Genomic DNA, 20999 nt, shown 5'->3' on the forward strand with positions numbered 1-20999 from the left:
GACGCGTGAGCGTCAAGTTTACAGGATAGGACAGCAAAAAGTATGCGAGCCCCAAGTGCCGTGGCAGCCTCGTGGTCATCGCCCGTACGCTGGCGCACGCGCTATTTCGCGACGGTGCACGCGATGTTCCTGAGTTGGTGCCTGAACGCGGCGCGAACGCTGGCAACGCACGGCCCCGAGGCGCGCCGCACCTTTGCGGTGCGCGCGCCGGCACTGGCGCTGCAATGGTCGCGACCCCTGCAGCGGCGTCGCCTTATCAGGCCCGCTCGGACGGATCGGTCTTCTTCGCGGTGCGCCGCAGGTCCGACGAGAGCTGCGCGAAGATCCACGACGAACCCGCCGTGATGATGCCCACGCAAATAAACGTCGCGTGGAACGCCGGAATCACATTCTCGCCCGTCTTGTGACCCATGATGCCCGTGAAGGTCGTGAGCAGCGCGCCCGCGACGGTCACGCCAAGGCTCATCGAGAGCATCTGCACGAGCGAGAAGAGGCTGTTGCCGCTGCTTGCGCCGCCAGTGCCTAAATCCTTGAGCGTGAGCGTGTTCATCGCCGTGAACTGCATCGAGTTCACGCCGCCGAATATCGCCAGTTGCGCGATGCGCATCCACAGCGGCTCGCCCGGCGTGGAAAGGGCGAAGCTCGCCATCATGAGGCCCACGAGCACGGTGTTCGAGACCAGCACGCTGCGGTAGCCGTAACGCATGATGAGGTACGTCACGAGGCGCTTGGAGAACATGCCCGCCGCGGCCGTAGGCAGCATCATGAGGCCGGCCTGGAAGGCGGTGTAGCCGAGCGCCACCTGCAAGAGCAGCGGAATCAGATACGGCATCGCGCCGCTGCCGATGCGCGCGAACAGATTGCCGAGCAGGCCCACGCTGAAGGTGTGGATCTTGAAGAGATCGAGCGAAAAGATCGGCTGCGGCGTGCGTACCGCGTGCAGACCGTAGGCCACGAACGCGGCGAGCGAGAGGATGAACAGCACGAGCACGGTGGCGTGCTGGATGCCGAACTCGCTGCGCCCGTCGAGCGCGAACGAAATCGCGAGCATGCCGATGACGAGCAGCAGGTAGCCCGGCAGGTCGAAGCGCGGCGTGTCGGGGTTGCGGCTGTCGGGCATGAAGATGAAGGTGGCGATGCATCCCACCACGCCCACCGGCACGTTGATGAGAAAGATCCAGTGCCACGAGGCGATCTGCACGAGCCAGCCGCCGAGCGTCGGGCCGATGAGCGGGCCGATCAGCCCCGGAATCGCCACGAACGAGAGCGCTGGCAGATAGCGCTCGGCGGGAAACGTGCGCAATACGGCAAGCCGCCCGACCGGCAGGAGCATCGCGCCGCCCACGCCCTGCGCGATGCGCGAGACCACGAGCTGGTTCAGCGTATGCGCGCTCGCGCAGAGGAGCGAGCCGAGCGCGAACACGAAAATCGCGCCGAGAAACACACGCCGTGTGCCGAGCTTGTCCGCGAGCCATCCCGATACGGGGATCATCACCGCCATCGTGAGCGAATACGCGATCACGACTGATTGCATGCGCAACGGTAATTCGCCAAGACTCTTCGCCATCGCCGGCAAGGCCGTGTTGACGATGGTCGAATCGAGCGTCTGCATGAAGAAGCCGGTGGCGACGAGCCACAGCATCACGGACAACGAGCGGGGCGACGGGGTGGTGCTGGACGCAGCGGTGGATTCGGACATGGGCGAGGAGTGGGGCGCGCAGGCAAGCGCCATTGTAGGGAAAACGGCGCGCGCGCGCAGACGGCAGGGCCCGCTGCCGCGTATGCGTCCGGTGTGCCGTGCGTGTCGTGCGCCCCGGCGCCTGCGTGTTTATCCGCCGAGACGCGCCGCCGCCGCGAAGAACGCCTGGGCGCGCGGGTCGAGCGTGAGCGCCACGTTGATGCGAATCCACGGGCTCGCCTCGCCTTGCGGGCGAAAGTGGCTGCCCGGCGAGACCGCTACGCCGAGTGGCTCGCCGCAGGCTGCGAGCCGCGTCGAATCCTCCACGTGCGGCACGCGCGCCCAGACGAACTTGCCGCCCGTTTGCGCGTACCCGCGCGCCGCGCTCGACGCTGTAGCCGTCGCCGCGCCGCCGAACAGCTCCCACCCATGCGCTTCGAGCGTGCGCGTGGCCGACCCTTGCGCTTCGGCGATGCGCCGGCGCAGCCGTTCGAGGTATTTGCGGTACGCGCCGCGCTCGAGCAGCGTGGCGGCCACGGCCTGCGTGAAGCGCGAGCCGCTGATGGTGGTCAGCGCCTTGATGGCCGCGAGGTCGCGCACGATCGCCGGGTCGGCCACCACGTAGCCCACGCGCAGCGCCGAGGAGAGCGTCTTCGAGAGCCCGCCCACATACACGACATGCTCGAACTGGTCGAGCGCCGCGAGGCGGTCGGTGGGGTCGGCCTGGAAATCGGCGTAGATGTCGTCCTCGACGATCGTGAAGCGGTGCTCGCGCGCGAGCTGCAGCAAGCGGAACGCGACAGGCGGCGAGATCGTCGAGCCGGTCGGGTTGTGGAATACCGTGTTGACGAAGAACGCGCGCGGGCGGTGCTCGGCGAGCATCGCGTGCATATGGTCGAGATCGGGCCCGCTCGCCGTGCGGCGGATACCCACGAGGCGCACGCCGTGCAGCTTGAGCAGACCGTACAGGTTGTAGTAGCCGGGGTCTTCGACGAAAACCGTATCGCCGGGCTTGAGCATGTAGCGCATGAGCAGGTCGAGGCCCTCGCTTGCGCCTTCGGTGATGAGGATCTGCTGCGTCTCGGCCACGATGCCAAGCGGCGCGAGTCGGTTGCGCAGATGCTCGCGCAGCGTGGCGTCCCCGGTTGGCGTGCCGTAGTCGACGAGGCTCGCGGGGTCGCTGCGCGACACATGGCGGATCGCCTGGCCGAGCGCGTCGATGTCGCGCCACGCCTGTGGGATCGAGCCGCTGTCGAGCTGCAGCGATTCGTCCGCGCGTTCGAGCTGGCTGAGCAGGTGGCCCGACTCGTCGGCGGCGTTCGTCAGGTCGCAGGTGCCCATGCCGGAAAGTCCCGAGCGCGCGTGCTCGCTCACGTAAAAGCCCGAGCCGTGGCGCGAGTCGAGATAGCCGAGCGAGACGAGCCGGTCATAGGCCTCGATCACGGGAAAGCGGCTGATGGCGTAGTCGGTGGCGAACTGGCGGATGGACGGCAGGCGGGAGCCCGGGTGCGCCGCGCGCGAACGGATCCACGTCTGTACGCCGGTGACGATCTGGTCGGTGAGCGGCACGTCGCTCGCGCGGTCGAGTTCGAGTTTCATCCGGGTCTCGTTGGGTATGCCAGCTTCACGCTGGGGGTTGAAACTGCAGGACTGTTCGGTTTTTTCGCTGCACAGTTCCAGATGAACTGTTCGGAACTGTACATGGGATCGTCCGTCACTGATCGCAATAATGCTCCTACCGGGAAGGCACTTCAAGTCCTTGTCTGCAAGCCTTCCGGTGGCCGTCCGAAGGTGTTCGGCGGCCAGTCTGCAAGGAGCACGGCAATGCGCGAAATCCGAATCTTCGAACTGGAACACGGCGAGCCCGTCGAAACCTGGCGGCTCGGAGAGGCAATGCAATTGCATGTGAGCGAAGGCGAAATCTGGCTAACGATCGCGGGCGACGCCGGTGACTACTGGCTGCGCGCCGGCGAATCGATCGGGCTCGCGGCGGGCGTGCGCGTACACGTGAGCGCGGGCCGCGAGGGCGCACGTTTCGTGCTGGCGCTGGGCGGCGCAACCGCCGACGCGCCGGCGTGGACGGTCGCTCCAGTCGACATGGAACGTGTACGCGCGGCGGGCGCGAGTGGCGTCGCGGCGCGCATCGGCGAGGCGTTGCGCGGCTGGGCGCAGCGCGGGCAATGGGGTGTCCGGGCGGCGGGTTGAGCCGGGTTGAGCTTCCCGCTCGCGCCTGTCGTGCTTGTCGTGCGTGTTACGCGATGGGCTTCGCGGCATGCCTCAAATCGCCTGCCATTTCCCCCACATAACGTGCGCGCGGGCGGATCAGCCGGCCATCGGCGGTCTGTTCGAGCGCATGGGCGATCCAGCCCGTCACGCGGCCGGCAGCGAACAGCGTGAACGCCGCGCCGCGCGGCAGTCCCAGCACGCGCTCGATGGCCGCGAGCGCGTAGTCGAGCGTCGGGCGCGCGCCGCTCGTCTCGGCCACGGCCTGGGCGAGCGCGTCGACTTCGTCCATTGGCGAGCGCGCCGGCGCACGCTGAGCGAGCAGGTCGAGCAACAGGCGCGCGCGCGGGTCTCCGTCGGGATAGAGCGGGTGACCGAAGCCGGAAAGCGGCACAGCCGCGCCGAGTTCGTCGGGCGCGAGACGGTCGGCCAGATAGCGATGCAGGTCATCGGCGCGCGCGGCCTCGTCGAAGAGCGCGGCCACGCGCGTGGTCTCGCCGCCGTGGCGCGGTCCGGCCAGCGCGGCAAGGCCGCCCGTCGCCGCGCCAAACAGATGCGTGCCGGTCGAGGTGATGCAGCGCACCGTGAACGTAGAGGCGTTCAGCTCGTGGTCGGCGCACAGCACGAGCGCCGCGCGCAGCAGGTCGGTTTGCGCGCGTGAGCGCACGCCCCATGCCTCGCCTAGCTGGCGGTGCAGCGGCTCGTTCGACGGCGCGGCGGAAACGAGCGCCGCGGCGAGCAGGCGCATGAGCATCGCACCGGTGTCGATTTGCGCGTCGCGGCCCTGCGCCCAGATGCGGGGCATTTGCGCGGCGGCGGCGGGCAACAGCACGAGCGCACGTTCGAGCGGCGTGTGCCCACTCCAGATTTTCAGCCACGCCGACCATTGCGCGGCCGCGATGGGCGCCTCGGGCGCCTGCAGCACGCGGCGCGGCGCGCATTGCCAGAGCAGTGCCGCGACCTCTTCGAGCGAGGCCTGGCGCGCGAGCGCGATGGCGTCCTCGCCGCGATAGAAGAGCTTGCCGTCGGCGATCAGCGTGATCGACGATTCGAGCACGGGCACGCCCCAGTCGAGCACCTTCTGCGCGACCTTGCCCGCGCGCTTGCCGTCGGCCTTGCGGCGCGCGAGGCGCCGCACCTCGCCGGCGTCGTAGTGGTTGTGGCGGCCATTGGGAGAGGGCGCCGAGGCGATCAGCCCGCGGCTCACGTAGGCGTAGAGCGTCGCCCGGCTGATGCCGAGTTCGGCGGCGGCTTGTTCCGCGGTCATATAGCTGGACATGGTGGCTCGCCTCCTGGAACCGGAGAAATTAATCTATGTTGATCATGATAATCAAGATTGATCCTGGATTCGAGCGGCGCGACGATGCGTGACATCACTTCGCCTGATTTTTCTCCCGCTCCCCTCGCAAAAGGACTGCACACCATGACGCCACGCGACGCGCTCGAACACCTCTGGATGCTGGCGGGCTGCGATCCGTCCGCGCTCGACTGGCTCGAGATGGAAGGCGGCGATCCGGGCCTGCCCTCGATCTTTCGCGTGGGCACACTCGCGGCGGCGAGCATTGGCGCGGCCGGGCTCGCAGCGGCGCAACTGCACGCGTTACGTAAGGGCCGGACGCAGCGCGTGGCGATCGACGTGCGCCGGGCGCTGGCCGCGTTTCGCAGCGAGCGTTATTTGAGCGTGGATGGCAAGCCGCCCACGGAACTGCGTCATCCCGTGACGGGCCACTTCCCGACCGGCGACGGCCGCTGGATCCAGCTACACGCGAACTTCCCGCATCACCTAGCGGGCATCCTGCGCGTGCTCCAATGCGCGGACGACCGTGACGCCGTGGCGCGCGCGATCCTCGGCTGGGAAGGCGCGGCGCTCGACGACGCGCTCGCGCAAGCGGGCCTGTGCGCCGCACTCGTGCGCGCGCCGCGCGAATGGGCCGCGCACGAGCAGGCGAAAGCGGTGGCGAGCCTGCCGCTCTTCGAGATCGAGCGCATTGGCGACGCGAGCGCCGAGGCGCCGCGCGCGGGCGCCGGCGCGCGTCCTCTGGAAGGCGTGCGCGTGCTCGACCTCACGCGCATCATCGCGGGGCCGGTGGCGGGGCGCACCCTCGGTCAACACGGCGCGGACGTGCTGCTCATCAACGGAGCGCATTTGCCGAACATCGCGCCGCTCGTGATCGACAACGGCCGCAGCAAGCGCTCGGCCACGCTCGACCTGCGCGACGAAGCGGCGTGCGCGCAATTGCGCGCGCTCGTGCGCGACGCCGATGTGTTCGTTCAAGGCTACCGGCCGGGCGCGCTCGCCGCGCGCGGATTCGCGCCCGAAGCGCTCGCGCAGTTGCGGCCCGGAATCGTGTGCGTGTCGATCAGTGCGTATGGGCATCGCGGTCCGTGGCGTGAGCGGCGCGGCTTCGACAGCCTCGTGCAGTCGGCGAGCGGGATTGTGTGGGCCGAGAGCGTCGCCGCGGCAAAACATGGCAACGGCGGCCGCGAAAGCGCGCCGCCATTCACCGTGGCCCGTCCGCTGCCGTGTCAGGCGCTCGATCACGCCACGGGCTATCTCGCGGCGTTCGGCGCGATGGTCGCGCTCGCGCGGCGCGCACGCGAAGGCGGCAGTTGGCACGTGCGCCTTTCGCTCGCGCAAACGGGCCGCTGGCTGCAGACGATGGGCACACTCGAAGACGGCCAGCAGTCACCCGAGGTGGGCGCCGCCGATCTCGCCGATTGTCTGGAGGAAATGGATTCGCCGTTCGGACGGGTGCGCACGGTGGCGCCCGCCGAGCGCCTCGAACTCACACCCGCGTTTCACGCGCGGCCACCGGTGCCGATCGGCAGCGATGCGCCGGAGTGGAACGCGCGGTAGAACGAACAGGCACGATCAGGCGCCTGCGCGCGTGTGAGCGAGCTACTTGCGCAATTCCGCGACGAAATCGTAGTAGTCGTTGCGGCAGTACGTATCGGTGAGTTCGATGGCGCGCTGATCGGCGGTGTAGCCCACGCGCGTGATGAGGAGCAGCGCCTCGTTGGGCGCGATGCTCATCTGCCGTGCGATTTCCTCGCTCGCATTCACGGCGCGAAAGTGTTGCAGCGCGCGCACGATCGAAAGTCCGCGCTGTTCGAGAAAGCTATAGAGCGAGTCGCCGATCGCGTTCGGGTCGGGGATCAGCGCGGCGGGGAAAGTCGAGTTCTCGACGGCCATGACGATACCGTCCGCGAGACGCAGGCGTTTCAGGCGCGTGACGGCGGCCGCCGGCGAAAGGCCCAGCTGGATCACCTCGTCGCGGCTCGCGGGCTGGATCTCGCGCGAAAGCCAGCGCGAGCTTGGCGTGAAGCCGCGGTGGCGCAGCATCTCGCTGAAGCTCGTGAGGCGCGAGAGCGGGTCTTCGATACGCGGCGTGATGAAGCTGCCCGCGCCTTGCGTGCGGCGAATCAGGCCCTGCTCGACGAGCAGCGCAATCGCTTTGCGCGCCGTGATGCGCGAAACGCCGAGAGACTCCGCGAGTACGCGCTCCGAAGGCAGGGCTTCGCCCGCGTTCCAGCGATTGTCGTGAATCGCGACGCTCAACTTGCGTGCGAGCTGCAAATAAAGCGGCGTGTCGTTGTCCGGGTCCGGGCGCAGATCGCGCCAGCGGTCTTCCGTGGGTGCGTTCATGGGAGGCAGGCATGAAAGGCGAACGGCAATTTTATGTCATCGGCGTGCGATCACGGAAATGAACGGCTTGCGAGAGTGTGTATGACCGCATTGCGCGCGAGGCGATACACTGGCCGTTCTTTGCCAGTGGGCGCCGTTGCGGCGCGCAAAGGGAGATCATGACGACCGATATCGCAAGCGTCGCATTGCCGGACGGCGAACGCATTCCGAAGCTCGGGCAGGGCACGTGGGAAATGGGCGAGCGCAGCGCGCATCGCGCGACGGAAATTGCCGCGTTGCGCGAAGGCGTGGCGCTCGGCATGACGCTCATCGACACCGCGGAGATGTACGGCGACGGCGCGACCGAGCGGCTCATCGGCGAGGCCTTGCAGGGTCTGCGTGACGAGGTGTTTCTCGTGAGCAAGGTGTATCCGCACAACGCGAGCCGCAGCGGCGTTGCGCGCGCGTGCGAGGCGAGCTTGAAACGCCTGCGCACCGACCGGCTCGATCTCTATTTGCTGCACTGGCGCGGCGGCGTGCCGCTCGAAGAGACGGTCGAAGGGTTCGAAGCGCTCGTGCGGGCGGGCAAGATCCGCCACTGGGGCGTGAGCAACTTCGACACCGACGACATGGAGGAACTGTTCGCCACGCCCGGCGGCGACGCATGCGCGACCAACCAGATCCTCTACAACATCGCGCGGCGCGGCGCCGAATTCGACCTGCTGCCGTGGAGCGCCGCGCATCGCATGCCGGTGATGGCGTATAGCCCCGTCGATCACGCGCGCTTGCCCAGGCGCTCGCCGCTCGACGACATTGCTCATGCGCACGGCGTGTCGGTGTATCGCGTGGCGATGGCATGGGTCCTCGGTCAGAGCGGGGTCTGCGCGATTCCGAAGGCAGGACGCGTGGAGCACGTGCGCGACAACCGCGCGGCGCTCGATCTCGTGCTCGGCGCCGAAGAGCACGAGGCGCTCGACGCTTATTTCAAGCCACCACGCAACAAGCGTCCGCTGGAGATGCTGTAGGGCGCGAGTGGGGTACGCGCTTCGCGCGCGCGGTCATGGCCTTCGCCGGCGTATCGCGAGCAGACAGCCGGCGTGGCCGCCTGGGAACGCCACGCGCATCGCGCATCCAGCGACCGGCCCCCGGCGGCGGTGCCCGGCCGGGGGACCGGGACGCCGCCGCCGACGCCAGGACTGGCGCGCCTGGCCATCGCGCCAGATCGGGGTGGCTGCGGCGGTCTGCCTGCACCGCCGTACAGGCTCAATGACCGCTGCCATGGCCGCCACCGTGTCCGCCGCCGTACCCGCCGCCTGGGCCGCCCGACGGTCCACCCTTGCCGAATCCACCTCCGAAGCCGCCGAAACCTCCGCCAAAGCCGCCGCCGAATCCGCCCGCGGGTCCGCCCGAAGGGCCGCTTGCCGATCCGCCGTGGCTGCCGCAGCCACACCCGCCTGAACTGCCGCCGCCGTTGTTGCCGCCGCCGTTGTTGCCACCGCTGTTATTGCCACCGCCGTTGTTGCCACCGCCGTTGTTTCCACCGCCGTTGTTTCCACCACTGCCTTTCCCACCACCGCCTTTCCCGCCGCCGGAGTTGCTGGAACCGCCTCCCGAACCGCTCGGTCCCATTCCTCCTACGCCGGAACTGCCGCTGCGGCCAAGCCCTCCCGTGCTCGCCGTAGCGGCGCCCGCACCGCCGCCGCTGCTTCCGTTGCTGCCACCCGACGAACCCGAGCCGCCATGGCCGCCGCCGTTGCCCCGAAAACACGCGCTGCCGGTAGTCCGGCTAATGCAATCATTCGGTGCGAACACAGTAGAAACGTCGCTCGCCAGGATAGCTGAATCGGAGTCCGAATCAGTTTTCGACGAGATGCCGGCAGCAGGCGAACCTGCGGCAGGCGACTGAGCAGCAACCGGCGCGCTGAAAGCTCCGAAGCCTTCCGCCCCGCTCGCCGGCAAAGGTGCGTCGGCGAGCAGGATCACCGGATTGATGGCGTCGCCTGCGGCGTGAGCGGTGATCGCGGGGAACAGAACGCCCGCGCCCACCGCGCACATGCCAGCTCCCCGTCTAATCCAATAGCAGTACTGATGAGTATTCGTCTTTTTCATCTTGTTCTCCCCGCGAGGCGGCAGCGTGATGCACTGTCGTCCCTCATGCCCCCGTGCAGGCTGCACGCCTTGTTCGCGTGCGCCGCCTCCGTCAGGCTCGCAACCCGCTTCGCGCCGGCATTGATGGTTCTTCGATCCGGCTGGAGCGGTACTCGCCAAACAGAAGGCATCCGGTCAGGCCGCGCGCAGGATGACCGGCTTATGCAGGACTACTTGTGGATTGTCGGGACCCATGGCGTGGGACGGCAGATTACAAGCGCGTCGAGCAGCCGGTCATCCGTCCGCCCGGTGCGACACCCCGCGCGTGTCGGGGCGGATTGCACTGGATTTGCAGCGGCCGGATGCCTGGTGCCGATGTAGCCAGTTTTGTGCCATCGGCCGGGGAGGGGCGTGCGAGGTGGACTTAACAATTGATGTGTCGCTCGCGTGGCAAAAAAACGCGAAAAACGTTACGGCGATGAAACGCGCGCGCCGAAGGGCGCGTATTTGCGTTGCGAAAGCGGACAGCGCAACGAACCGGGGCGCGATATGAGCGCTACCGCACCTTCAGGTTGCCGCTTGTGTGACCGAGGTGGCGCTCTGTTGTGCGCGCAATTCGTCGACGGGAATGTGGCAGAGAATGCGATGGCCGCCGCCCGCGTCGGCAAGCGACGGGGGCGCTTCGTCGCAAATGGCGCCGACTTTGCGCGGGCAGTGCGCGCTGAAAATGCAGCCGCGCCCCGTGGCCTGCGTGCTGTTTGCTGAAGCCACGCCCAGCGCGCGCGCGGCCAGCAGCGTTTCTGTATACGGATGCCATGGGCCGTCGAACACCGCGCCGGCCGGACCGTTTTCCACGATGCGGCCCGCGTAGAGCACGACGATGCGATCGGCGAGATAGCGCACGACATCCAGGTCATGCGAGATGAACAAGTAGCTCACGCCGCGTTCGCGCTGCAGGCGTGCGAGCAGATTGAGAATCGCGGCCTGCACGGACACGTCGAGCGCCGAGGTGGGCTCGTCGCAGATCACGATGCGCGGCTCGCCCGCGAACGCCTGGGCGATTGCCACGCGCTGCTTGAGGCCGCCCGAAAGTTGCCGCGCGCGTGCCACGAGATAGCGCGCCGGCACGCGCACGGCTTCGAGCAGCCCCGCGATGCGCGATTCGTCCGAGGCTTGGCGATCTGCCTGTGTGTCGTCACGCGGCCGGGAAAGCGCACGCTCGATCAGCCGTTTCACCGGCAGCGCACGATTGAGCGAGGCGTCCGGATGCTGGAACACGACGCGCAGCGCCGCACGCTCGTCGGCGCGACGACGAGCGACGTGAGCGTGCAGGCGCTTGCCGTCGAGTTCGACGGCGCCGCCCGCGTCGGGCGCATTGAGGCCGAGCAGCATTCGCGCGAGTGTCGTCTTGCCGCTGCCCGATTCGCCTACGAGGCCGAGCGTTTCGCCCGCATGCAACTCGATCGACACGCCGTCGAGTGCGCGCACGGCTTGCGCGCCGTGTCCGAAGGTGCGCGAGACGTCGAGCGCACGCAGTACGACGCGCGGTTCGGCATCGGGATTCGAAGGGCTATGGCTCGATGTCTGCGAGCCGTCGCCGCCTCCGATCAGATTCCCGAACGGCAATTCGATCGCGCGTTCGTGATAGTGGCAGCGCGACATCTGCTCGCCGTGCGGCGACGTCATGCGATGCGGCGGCGGCGCTTCCACGCGGCAACGCGCATCGGCGAGGCGGCAGCGCGGGGCATAGATGCAGCCGGGCGCGCTCGCACCCGGCGCCGGCAACTCGCCCGGTATCGTGTCGAGCGCGCCTGCATGCTTGTTGCGCCCATGCGCGGGCAGGCAGCGCAGCAGGCCCACCGTGTACGGATGCCGCGCGCGCTCGAACACGTCGCGCGTGACGCCTTCCTCGACTAGCCGCCCGGCGTAGAGCACGCCCACGCGTTCGCACATGCGCCCGATCACCGCGAGGTCGTGGCTGATGAGCAGCACCGCCATGCCCAGCTCCGCGCGCAGCCTCGCGATGAGGTCGAGCACTTCGGCCTCGACGGTGGCGTCGAGGCCCGTGGTCGGTTCGTCGAGGATCAGGAGCGCGGGGTTCGACGCGAGCGCCATCGCAATCACCACGCGCTGCTGCATCCCGCCCGACAGCTGATGCGCATAGCTCGCCAGCACGCGGCCCGGATCGGCGATGCGCACGCGTTCGAGCATCGCATGCGAGCGTGAGCGGGCCACGCTCGCGTCGGCGCCCGCGGCTTCGAACGCTTCGTTCAACTGGCGGGCGATGGTGAGCGTGGGATTGAGCGCACTGGCGGGGTCCTGATAGACCATCGACACGGCGTTGGCGCGCAGCGTGCGCAGGCCGTCGGCGTCGAGCGCGAGTACGTCGTCGCCCGCAATCGCGATGCGCCCCGCCTTCACGCGGCCGTTGCGCGGGAGATAGCGCAGTGCGGCGAGCGCGACCGTCGACTTGCCGCAGCCCGATTCGCCCACGAGCCCATACGCTTCGCCGCGCCGGATGCGCAGCGAGACGTCGGTGAGCACGTCGCGCTCGCGCCCGCGCACGCGATAAGCGACGGTGAGGCCGACGAGCGCGAGCGCGTCGTCGTCGCGCGGCGCGCTGAAGGTGGCGAGAGCAGGGCGTGAAGAAGCGGGGCGGTTCACGATTGGAGCACCTCGCGCAGGCTGTCGGCGATGAGGTTCACGGCGACCACGAGCGAGGCGATGGCGAGCGCGTCGAACGCCACGGTCCACCATGCGCCGCCCGCGAGCAGGGTGTACGACTCGGCGAGCGCGAGCCCCCAGTCGGCGGACGGCGGCTGGATGCCGAAGCCGAGGAACGAGAGCGTCGCCACCGCGAAGATCGCATAGCCCAGGCGCACCGTCCCCTCGACGACGATGGGCGGCCATACGTTGGGCAGGATCTCGGTGAACATCACGGCGAATGCGTTCGCGCCGCGCAAACGCGCCGCCGCCACGTAGTCGAGATGGCGCTCGGCGAGCACGGCGGCGCGCACCGTGCGCGCGATGAGCGGCGCGAACGTAATGCCGATCACGAGCACCACGGCGAGATTCGAGGCGCCCACGGCCGCGAGCACGAGCAGCGCGACGATCACGAGCGGCAGCGCGAGCACCGCGTCGAGCGTGCGCGCGACGAGGGTGCCGAATGCGCCTTCGAAATAGCCCGTGACGAGCCCGAGCGCCGCGCCCGCGAGCGTCCCGACGAGCGTGGCGAGCGGCGCGATCGTGAGGATGTCGCGCGCGCCCACGATCACGCGCGAGCAGATGTCGCGGCCGAGCTGATCGGTGCCGCACCAGTGCGTAGGGTCGGGCGGCAGGAGCGAACTGAGCGGGTCGGACGCGTAGGCGTCGTGCGGCGCGAACCACGGGCCCGCGAGTGCGCAGACGATCCACCACACGAGGATCAAGGCACCCGCGACGAACGAGGGCGAGCGAAGGAGCAGATGCAGCGTGTCGCGCAGACGCGTGTCGGCAAGCGCTGCTTCGCCCGGCTCGCCCGGCGGTTGCGCATCGGGCGGTTCGCCGCCCGGAGAAATTGCTTCGGAAGCCATAGCGTTTATGCGCCTCCCGGCGTGCGCAGGCGCGGGTCGAGGAACGCGTGCAGCGCGTCGGCGGCGAGATTGGCGAGCGTGTAGACCGCGCCCACCGCAAGCACGCCTGCTTCGAGCAACGGAAAGTCTTTGGCTTTCGCGGCGTTGAAGATGAGGGAGCCTACGCCCGGATAACGGAACAGCGATTCGACCACGACGAGTCCGCCGATCAGATAACCGAGCTGCGTGGCCGCCACCGTCACGCTGGGCAAGAGCGCATTGCGCAGGACGTGCCGCACGATCACGACGTGGCTCGGCAGCCCTTTGAGAATCGCGGTGCGCGTGTAGTCGGCATCGAGCGCCGTGATCGTGCCCGCGCGCGCGATGCGCGCGAGGTAGCCGAAGAACACCAGCACGAGCGGCAGCACGGGCAGCACGAGATGGCGCAATTGTTCGAGCGCGCCTGCGCCGGTGGGCGCGGTGGCTTCGATGGGCAACCAGCGCAGCCACACGCCGAAGATGAGGATCAGCACGATCGACGAGACGAACTCCGGCACGGCGCTCGCGCACAGGCCGCCCGTGCTGACCGCGCGGTCGATCAGGCGGCCTTCGTGGAGTGCCGCCCACACGCCGCCCGCAATGCCGAGCGGCACCACCACCACGAATGCGAGCACGCCGAGCTTTGCCGACTGCAACAGCGCGTCGCTCACGAATGGCGCCACGGGCTGCTTGTAGCTCCACGACATGCCGAAGTCGCCGCGCAGCGCATGCGTGATCCACGAGGCGTACTGATCGAGCACGGGCCGGTCCGCGCCCAGCTCATGATTGAGCGCGGCCACGGCACGCGCATCGGCGAGCGGCCCGAGCACGGCGCGCCCGATGTCGCCAGGCAGCAGCTGGCCGCCCGCGAACACGAGCACCGAAAGCAGCCAGAGCGAGAAGATCGCCCAGGCGGCGCGCCTGCCAAGAAAGCGCGCGACGCCCGCGCGCGCAGCGAATGCGCGCACGATGCCGGTCGGATTCGACATGGGCGGGAGCGGAGTAGCCATCGGACCTCCGTTTCGGGTGCGCTAGCCTCGCGTGCCGGCTCAGGCGGCGAGCGTCGCGCGGTCGAAATAGAGCTGGGCGAGCGCCGTGAAGCGCACACCGGAAAGCGCGGCGCGCTGCGCGATCAACTGGTCGTAGAAGTACGGGATGATCACGGGCGTCTCGTCGAGCAACAGCGTCTGGATCTGCCTCGCCACCTGCTTCTGGGCCGCCACGTCGAGCGTCGCCGCGAACTGCGCGACCAGCTTGTCGTACTGCGCGTTGCGAAAGTGCGCAGCATTCCACGTGCCGCCCGAGGTGAGCGGCGCGTTGAGAAACACGTTCGGCACGCCCCGATGCCCGTAGTCGGTCATGCCGAGCGGCGAGTCGAGCCAGTCCGATTTGCCGAACGTGCCCGCGCCGTAGTACTGCGACTGGCTCTCCACCTTGAGCGCGATGCGAATGCCGACCGCCTTCGCCGCGTTCTGCACGACCACGGCGAGGTCCGGCAGCTCCATGTACTTTTCGGTGGTGAGCGGCACGTCGAAGCCGTTGGCCACGCCCGCCTGCGCGAGCAACTCGCGTGCCTTCGCGACATCGAGCTTGCGCTGGGGTACGTCTGTCGCCGTAGAAGGGAAGATGGGCGCGAACGGACTGTCGTTGCCCACCACGGCGCGGCCCTTGAAGAGTCCGCGCACGAGCACGTCACGATCGAGCGCAAGCGCGAGCGCCTGGCGCACCCGCTTGTCCTTGAACGCGGGCGAGTCGTTGCGCATGTGGATCTGGCGATGCGCGCTCGAGCGCACGCCGATCACCTTGAAGTCGGGATTGTTCAGGATGCCGATGCCGCCCTGCACGGTGAAAGTGCCCATCACGTCGGCCTGGTGGCCCTGCAGCGCGAGCAACTGTGCCTGCTCGTCGGCGTAGAACGCGAATTCCACGCGCGCGGGCAGCGCCTTGTCGCCCCAATAGTCGGGATTGCGCACGAAGCTCACGCCGCGCCGCGCTTCGAATTTGTCGAGCTTGAATGGCCCCGTGCCGATGAAGCTCTTTTCGTAATTGCCCGCATAGTTGGCGGGCAGCATCACGGCGTTGTAGTTGTCCGAAGAAACGTAGTAGGCGAAGTTGCCGTTGGGCGCGTCGAGATGGAACTCGACCGTGTGCTCGTCGATGGCCTTCGTACCGCCTTTCGAGAGCACGCCCTTGAGTACCGACAGCGCCGCCGACCCGGTTGCCGGATCGGCGAGGCGATCGAAGGTCGCTACCACGTCTTTCGCGCCGAACGGCTGGCCGTCGTGGAATTTCACGTTGGGGCGCAGCTTGAACGTCCAGACGTCTGCTTTCGCGTTGGCTTGCCACGAGAGCGCGAGGGCGGGCTGCAGATGGCCTTGCGCGTCGTCGTTGGCGAGGAATTCGCCGGTTTGGTTCAGGAGACACAGCCCGCCCGCATCGGTCACGGTGAGCGGATCGACGGCGCCCGCAGGCATGAGGTGCGCCACGCGGATCGTCTGCTCGCCAGGCTTGCCCGCGGCCTGGGCGTGCGCGCTGCGTGGCACGCTGAGCCCCGCAAAGGCGGGCAGCGCCGCGAGGCCGACCGCGCTCGCATAGCGCAGCAGCTCGCGGCGCGTCAGGCGGCCGGCAACGAATTCGTCGAGAGCATGGTTGCCATGGTCGTCGGCCTGAGGGCGCAACGCTTCGAGGCGGCAGAGGAGCGGACGGCGGGACTGCGGTCGTTTCATCGGTGCGGGTTTCCGTGCGATTCCGTTCAGGGGACGCGCGAGGCCCGAGGGCGTACGCGACGGCGGCATGCGGTACGGCAGACGACGAATGGGTGCAGCTAAGTGAGACTAAGCGCGAAACCAGGCGAATCGATTGATGAGGCTACTGTGCGCAATAGCTGGGGCTAGTTTACGCGCTTTCGGCAAACGAGGCGAAGGGTAGGGTTTCGCGGGGTTGCGCGCACGTGGCGCGCCGTGCGAGGAACGGCGCACGTGGCGCGTGCGTTTTAGCGGGCCGCGGCGGGCCGGCTCCAGCGATGGAACAGCACCGAGCCGATCCAGCACGCGATGAACGCCGCGACAATGCCGTAGCCCAGCTCGCCGAAGCGCGCGTTCAGGCCGGCTATGAGTGTCCACGCGCCGCCGCTTGCGCCGAGCTTGTCGGCGATGAGCCCCAATGCTTCAACGCCGCCGATCACGATCGCCACGAGCGCGGAGACGAACGTGATGCTCGCGTTGTAGTAGAGCTTGCGTCTGGGGTCGTCCATGGCCCATCCGTAGGCGTGGACCATCAGCACGTTGTCGGTGGAATCGACGAGCGTCATGCCCGCGGTGAAAAGCGCGGGGAACACGAGAATCGAATACATCGGCAAGCCCTTGCCCGCTTCGGCGGCGGCGATGGCGAGCAGGCCGATTTCGGTGGCCGTGTCGAAGCCGAGGCCGAACAGCACACCCACGGGATACAGGTGCCAGCTCTTCGTGACGAGTGCGAAGAGCGGACGCAGTGCGCGCGAAAAGAGGCCGGCGGGAGCGGGTGCATCGGCGGCCGCGAGCGTCGCGTCGTCGCCGTGTTGCGCGCGCCGGTAACGCATCCATACGTCGCGCAGGATCACGAGGTTCACGCCCGCGAGCACCAGCAGAAACGTCGACGAAACGAGCGTGCCGATCGTCGAGCCGATCTCGTGGAACTGCTCGAAGCGGCCATGCAGGGAGAGCGCCGTGAGCGCGATGCCGAGCGTGGCGACGATCACGACCGTCGAGTGGCCGAGCGAGAACGCGAGACCCACGCCGAGCGGGCGCTCGCCCTGCTGCATGAGTTTGCGCGTGACGGCGTCGATGGCGGCGATGTGGTCGGCGTCCACCGCGTGGCGCAGGCCGAAGCCGTAGGCGAGCAATGCCGTACCGAGCAGCAGCGGGTAGTGGCGAAACGCGATCAGCGCCCACACCCACGCGCCGAGATTGACGGCGATGAGCACGGCATAGAGCGCAATCAGGCGAGCGCGCAGCGAGGCGGCGGGTGTCGTCATCGCGTCAGTGTGGACTCGTGGCCAGGTGTTCAATGGTCGTGCGGATGGCGGTGGATCGGATCGACCCAGTACACGGTTTCCGGCGCTTCGACGGCGTCGATGTTCAGGTTCACCACCACGGCCTCGTTGTCGCTGCGCACGAGCACGCATTCGAGCGGATCGTCGGTGCTCGCGTTGATCTCCTGGTGCGGCACGTAGGGCGGCACGAAGATGAAGTCGCCAGGGCCGGCCTCGGCCGTGAACTCCAGATGCTCGCCCCAGCGCATGCGCGCGTGACCGCGCACGACGTAGATCACGCTTTCCAGCGCGCCGTGATGATGCGCGCCCGTCTTCGCGTTCGGATGGATCGTTACCGTGCCCGCCCAGATTTTTTGCGCGCCCACGCGCGCCGCGTTGATTGCGGCCGCGCGGTTCATGCCAGGCGTTTGTGCGGTGTTCGTGTCGAGCTGATCGCCGCGTATCACCTTGACGCCGTTTTCGCGCCAGTCGATGGGTGCGTCGTCGTGAGGGTGTTCATGAGGATGCGCATGGTCGTGATCGTGACTCATCGTCGTGTCTCCTTGACTGTGGGCGTCGCAGTGTTATCGCCGCATTGTGGCATGGTCAAAATTGCGCCGCGCGCATGTAAAAAAGCCCGTCCGCAAGGGACGGGCTTTCGTGTGCACAGCAACGCCTGCACGTCGCCTGCATTACGCCTTCTTCGCGTTGATGACCGCTTCGGCCACGTTCTGCGGCGTTTCCGCGTAGTGCTTGAACTCCATCGTGTAGGTGGCGCGGCCTTGCGTGAGCGACCGCAGTGACGTCGAGTAGCCGAACATCTCCGAGAGCGGCACTTCGGCGCGCACGATCTTGCCGCCGCCGCCCGCGATGTCCTCCATGCCCTGCACGATGCCGCGACGGCTCGACAGGTCACCCATCACGTTGCCCATGAAGTCTTCAGGCGTTTCCACTTCCACGGCCATCATCGGCTCGAGCAGGATCGGCTTCGCCTTGCGCATCGCATCCTTGAAGGCCATCGAACCGGCCATGCGGAAGGCGTTTTCGTTCGAGTCCACGTCGTGGTACGAGCCGAACGTGAGCGTGACCTTCGTGTCGACCACGGGGTAGCCCGCGAGCACGCCGGCCTTCAGCGTCTCCTGAATGCCCTTGTCGACAGCCGGGATGAACTCGCGCGGAATCACGCCGCCCTTGATGGCGTCGACGAATTCGTAGCCCTTGCCCGGCGGCTGCGGTTCGAGCGTGATGACCGCATGGCCGTACTGGCCGCGCCCGCCCGACTGCTTGACGAACTTGCCTTCCACATCTTCGACCTTGTTCTTCACCGTCTCGCGATACGCGACCTGCGGTTTGCCGACCGTCGCCTCCACGCCGAACTCGCGCCTCATGCGGTCGACGAGAATTTCCAGGTGCAGCTCGCCCATGCCCGAGATGATGGTCTGGCCGGACTCTTCATCGGTTTGCACGCGGAAAGAGGGGTCTTCCTGTGCAAGACGGTTGAGCGCGATGCCCATCTTTTCCTGGTCGGCCTTGGTCTTCGGCTCGACGGCCTGCGAGATCACGGGCTCGGGGAAGATCATCCGTTCGAGCACGATGGCATGCGCCGGATCGCAGAGCGTGTCGCCCGTCGTCGCTTCTTTCAGGCCCACCGCTGCCGCGATATCGCCCGCGCGGACTTCCTTGATTTCCTTGCGCTCATTCGCGTGCATCTGCAGGATGCGGCCGAGGCGCTCCTTCTTGTCCTTGGTCGCGTTGAGCACCGTGTCGCCCGAATTCACCACGCCCGAATAGACGCGGAAGAAGATCAGCTGCCCGACGAACGGGTCGGTCATGATCTTGAAGGCGAGCGCCGAGAACGGTTCCTCGTCGCTTGGGTGGCGCTCGATTTCCTTGTCGTGGAGGTCGTGGCCGAGAATCGCGGGCACGTCCACCGGCGAGGGCAGATAGTCGATCACGGCGTCCAGCATGGCCTGCACGCCCTTGTTCTTGAACGCGCTGCCACAGAGCATCGGCACGATCTCGTTGGCGATCGTGCGCTTGCGCAGGCCGCCCTTGATTTCCTCTTCGGTCAGGCTCTCGTGGTCGTGAAGGTACTTTTCGAGCAGCGTTTCGTCGGCTTCGGCGGCGGCTTCGACCATCTTCCCGCGCCACTCATGCGCAAGCTCGATGAGATTCGCGGGGATCTCTTCATACGCGAACTTCACACCCTGGCTCTCGTCGTCCCAGACGATCGCCTTCATCTTCACGAGATCGACCACGCCCTGAAAGTGATCCTCCGCGCCCACCGGAATCTGGATAGGCACGGCCACGCCTTTGAGACGCTCGCCGATCTGCCGCTGCACGCGGAAGAAGTCCGCGCCCACGCGGTCCATCTTGTTGACGAACGCAATGCGCGGGACCTTGTACTTGTTCGCCTGGCGCCACACGGTTTCCGACTGCGGCTGCACGCCGCCCACGGAGTCGTACACCATGCACGCGCCGTCTAGCACGCGCATGGAGCGCTCCACTTCGATCGTGAAGTCCACGTGCCCCGGGGTGTCGATGATGTTGATGCGGTGTTCGGGGTAATTGCCGGCCATGCCCTTCCAGAACGCGGTGGTCGCGGCCGAGGTGATCGTGATGCCGCGTTCCTGTTCCTGCTCCATCCAGTCCATGGTCGCCGCGCCGTCGTGAACCTCGCCGAGCTTGTGATTCACGCCGGTGTAGAAAAGGATGCGCTCGGTCGTCGTGGTTTTACCGGCGTCGATGTGAGCGCTGATCCCGATGTTGCGATAGCGCTCGATGGGGGTCTTGCGAGGCACGGTGATCTCCTTGGAATGACGCGCCATGGAAGCTGCCGGGCGGCACGCGGCGCGGCCAGCGCGCGGCCCGATGCGCCACAAGGCACGCGCGGTTGTGGCACGCGCCATGTGGGGGACTACTAGCATAGCGCTTGCGCGCCGGTTTTGCTGGACGCATGTCGCGGCGCGGGAAGACGGCCGAAGCGGGCCGAAGCGGCGCCAGGCGGGGCGCCGCGCACGCGGACCCTTGCGCACCGCTTGTGGGTACCATTTGTGAATCGAAACGTGGGCACAAAAAAAGCCGGCGCCGCGTGCGTGCGGGGCCGGCTTGCGCGTCTCGCGCTGCGCGCGAGTATTGCGTGACGGGTAACTGCGGGGTAACTGCGGGGTAACTGCGGGGTAACCGCGCGCTTACTGCAGCGGCGGCAGTCCCTGAATCACCATGCCTGGCTTGATGCCCTTCGACGTGAACCAGCCCTTGGGCATTTCGAGCGCGAAGGTGCCGTTGTTGCGCGGGCAGTGGTTGTTGGTCGTTTCGGCCTGCATCTCGTCGATGTCGGTGATCGTGCCGTCGGCGCGAATGAAGGCGATCGACAGCGGGATCAGCGTGTTCTTCATCCAGAAGCAGTGCACTGCGTTTTCGCCGAATACGAACAGCATGCCTTCATTGGGCCCGAGTTGCGAACGGTACATGAGGCCCTGTTCGCGATCCGCGTCGTTGGCGGCGACCGCGGCATCGATCACGAACATGCCTGCCGTGAGCTTCACGCGCGGAAAATCGCCGGGCTGCTTGGCCCCCGGCGGCATCTGCTGTGCCAGCGCGATGCTCGACGTGGACGCCGCGGTGAACGTGAGCACCGCGAAAGCGGCAAATGGCAATGCGACGACAAGCGCGCAGCGCACGACGAACGAGCGCAGGGAAAATCGCACGAGAGACTCCTTGCTGTAGGTTAATCCGCGCATGTTACGCGACCAGGTCAGAACGGGTCAAAATGCGCGGCACGCT

Annotated in this window: 16 protein-coding genes; 3 read left to right on the top strand and 13 right to left on the bottom strand. The window is 67.5% G+C overall.

The window, feature by feature from the left end; translation table 11 throughout:
• Positions 1–256 precede the first annotated feature (256 nt).
• Together mdtD and JMY28_RS08060 are read right to left on the bottom strand one after the other, a co-directional pair.
• Entirely contained in the window at positions 257–1699 is a 1443-nt protein-coding gene (mdtD, locus tag JMY28_RS08055) for a multidrug transporter subunit MdtD (RefSeq protein ID WP_201695384.1), read from the bottom strand.
• A gap of 129 nt (positions 1700–1828) precedes the next feature.
• Positions 1829–3277 carry an aminotransferase-like domain-containing protein gene (locus JMY28_RS08060; RefSeq protein ID WP_201695385.1) on the bottom strand — a complete coding sequence of 483 codons (1449 nt, stop codon included), beginning with the start codon at positions 3275–3277 and terminating at the stop codon, positions 1829–1831.
• Positions 3278–3502: 225 nt separating this feature from the next.
• Here JMY28_RS08060 and JMY28_RS08065 point away from each other — a divergent pair, with 225 nt between their 5' ends.
• Positions 3503–3883, top strand: coding sequence for a DUF2917 domain-containing protein (locus JMY28_RS08065; RefSeq protein ID WP_201695386.1), 381 nt, complete (start codon positions 3503–3505; stop codon positions 3881–3883).
• 46 nt (positions 3884–3929) lie between these two features.
• On the opposite strand, the gene JMY28_RS08070 is transcribed toward JMY28_RS08065, so the two are convergent.
• Complete coding sequence (locus tag JMY28_RS08070; protein ID WP_201695387.1) at positions 3930–5180, bottom strand: citrate/2-methylcitrate synthase; 1251 nt, start codon at positions 5178–5180, stop codon at positions 3930–3932.
• Between the two features lie 144 nt (positions 5181–5324).
• Between JMY28_RS08070 and JMY28_RS08075 the strand changes: the two genes are divergently transcribed.
• Complete coding sequence (locus tag JMY28_RS08075) at positions 5325–6758, top strand: CoA transferase (RefSeq protein ID WP_201695388.1); 1434 nt, start codon at positions 5325–5327, stop codon at positions 6756–6758.
• Between the two features lie 42 nt (positions 6759–6800).
• Here the strand turns inward: JMY28_RS08075 and JMY28_RS08080 are convergent, their stop codons facing one another.
• Positions 6801–7547: a GntR family transcriptional regulator gene (locus JMY28_RS08080; RefSeq protein WP_201695389.1), complete on the bottom strand. Its 747-nt coding sequence runs from the start codon at positions 7545–7547 to the stop codon at positions 6801–6803.
• A 158-nt stretch (positions 7548–7705) separates the two neighbouring features.
• On the opposite strand from JMY28_RS08080, the gene JMY28_RS08085 reads away from it, so the two are divergent.
• Positions 7706–8551, top strand: coding sequence for an aldo/keto reductase (locus tag JMY28_RS08085; RefSeq protein WP_201695390.1), 846 nt, complete (start codon positions 7706–7708; stop codon positions 8549–8551).
• 238 nt (positions 8552–8789) lie between these two features.
• Here the strand turns inward: JMY28_RS08085 and JMY28_RS08090 are convergent, their stop codons facing one another.
• From JMY28_RS08090 to JMY28_RS08130, 9 genes are all read right to left on the bottom strand, one after another.
• On the bottom strand, positions 8790–9635 hold the full coding sequence (locus JMY28_RS08090; RefSeq protein ID WP_201695391.1) for a hypothetical protein: 846 nt from the start codon (positions 9633–9635) through the stop codon (positions 8790–8792).
• 546 nt (positions 9636–10181) lie between these two features.
• A complete protein-coding gene (locus tag JMY28_RS08095) occupies positions 10182–12278 on the bottom strand; it encodes a dipeptide ABC transporter ATP-binding protein (RefSeq protein ID WP_236596756.1) in 2097 nt (698 codons plus the stop codon).
• Positions 12275–13186 (bottom strand): ABC transporter permease, encoded by a 912-nt coding sequence (locus tag JMY28_RS08100; RefSeq protein ID WP_201695393.1) that lies wholly within the window; start codon positions 13184–13186, stop codon positions 12275–12277. Before JMY28_RS08100 ends, JMY28_RS08095 begins: the two co-directional genes overlap by 4 nt.
• 5 nt (positions 13187–13191) lie before the next feature.
• Complete coding sequence (locus tag JMY28_RS08105; RefSeq protein WP_407945485.1) at positions 13192–14193, bottom strand: ABC transporter permease; 1002 nt, start codon at positions 14191–14193, stop codon at positions 13192–13194.
• A 60-nt stretch (positions 14194–14253) separates the two neighbouring features.
• Positions 14254–15930: an ABC transporter substrate-binding protein gene (locus JMY28_RS08110; protein ID WP_201695395.1), complete on the bottom strand. Its 1677-nt coding sequence runs from the start codon at positions 15928–15930 to the stop codon at positions 14254–14256.
• A 266-nt stretch (positions 15931–16196) separates the two neighbouring features.
• The gene (locus JMY28_RS08115; protein ID WP_201695396.1) at positions 16197–17216 is read right to left on the bottom strand and encodes a HoxN/HupN/NixA family nickel/cobalt transporter; all 1020 of its coding nucleotides are present in this window, start codon (positions 17214–17216) and stop codon (positions 16197–16199) included.
• Between the two features lie 29 nt (positions 17217–17245).
• Entirely contained in the window at positions 17246–17764 is a 519-nt protein-coding gene (locus tag JMY28_RS08120; protein ID WP_201695397.1) for a cupin domain-containing protein, read from the bottom strand.
• Between the two features lie 141 nt (positions 17765–17905).
• Positions 17906–20014: an elongation factor G gene (gene fusA / locus JMY28_RS08125; RefSeq protein WP_201695398.1), complete on the bottom strand. Its 2109-nt coding sequence runs from the start codon at positions 20012–20014 to the stop codon at positions 17906–17908.
• A gap of 390 nt (positions 20015–20404) precedes the next feature.
• Positions 20405–20923 (bottom strand): DUF192 domain-containing protein, encoded by a 519-nt coding sequence (locus JMY28_RS08130; RefSeq protein WP_201695399.1) that lies wholly within the window; start codon positions 20921–20923, stop codon positions 20405–20407.
• Positions 20924–20999 lie beyond the last annotated feature (76 nt).

It is taken from the genome of Paraburkholderia hiiakae (genome assembly GCF_904848665.1).
Lineage (GTDB): Bacteria > Pseudomonadota > Gammaproteobacteria > Burkholderiales > Burkholderiaceae > Paraburkholderia > Paraburkholderia hiiakae.

Excerpts from the sequence above, each read along its gene's own strand:
- JMY28_RS08105 (WP_407945485.1), bottom strand. The coding sequence starts at position 14,193 with ATGTCGAATCCGACCGGCATCGTGCGCGCATTCGCTGCGCGCGCGGGC.
- JMY28_RS08060 (WP_201695385.1), bottom strand. The coding sequence starts at position 3,277 with ATGAAACTCGAACTCGACCGCGCGAGCGACGTGCCGCTCACCGACCAG.
- mdtD (WP_201695384.1), bottom strand. The coding sequence starts at position 1,699 with ATGTCCGAATCCACCGCTGCGTCCAGCACCACCCCGTCGCCCCGCTCG.
- JMY28_RS08075 (WP_201695388.1), top strand. The coding sequence starts at position 5,325 with ATGACGCCACGCGACGCGCTCGAACACCTCTGGATGCTGGCGGGCTGC.
- JMY28_RS08110 (WP_201695395.1), bottom strand. The coding sequence starts at position 15,930 with ATGAAACGACCGCAGTCCCGCCGTCCGCTCCTCTGCCGCCTCGAAGCG.
- JMY28_RS08065 (WP_201695386.1), top strand. The coding sequence starts at position 3,503 with ATGCGCGAAATCCGAATCTTCGAACTGGAACACGGCGAGCCCGTCGAA.
- JMY28_RS08120 (WP_201695397.1), bottom strand. The coding sequence starts at position 17,764 with ATGAGTCACGATCACGACCATGCGCATCCTCATGAACACCCTCACGAC.
- JMY28_RS08115 (WP_201695396.1), bottom strand. The coding sequence starts at position 17,216 with ATGACGACACCCGCCGCCTCGCTGCGCGCTCGCCTGATTGCGCTCTAT.
- JMY28_RS08080 (WP_201695389.1), bottom strand. The coding sequence starts at position 7,547 with ATGAACGCACCCACGGAAGACCGCTGGCGCGATCTGCGCCCGGACCCG.
- JMY28_RS08070 (WP_201695387.1), bottom strand. The coding sequence starts at position 5,180 with ATGTCCAGCTATATGACCGCGGAACAAGCCGCCGCCGAACTCGGCATC.
- JMY28_RS08085 (WP_201695390.1), top strand. The coding sequence starts at position 7,706 with ATGACGACCGATATCGCAAGCGTCGCATTGCCGGACGGCGAACGCATT.
- JMY28_RS08100 (WP_201695393.1), bottom strand. The coding sequence starts at position 13,186 with ATGGCTTCCGAAGCAATTTCTCCGGGCGGCGAACCGCCCGATGCGCAA.
- JMY28_RS08090 (WP_201695391.1), bottom strand. The coding sequence starts at position 9,635 with ATGAAAAAGACGAATACTCATCAGTACTGCTATTGGATTAGACGGGGA.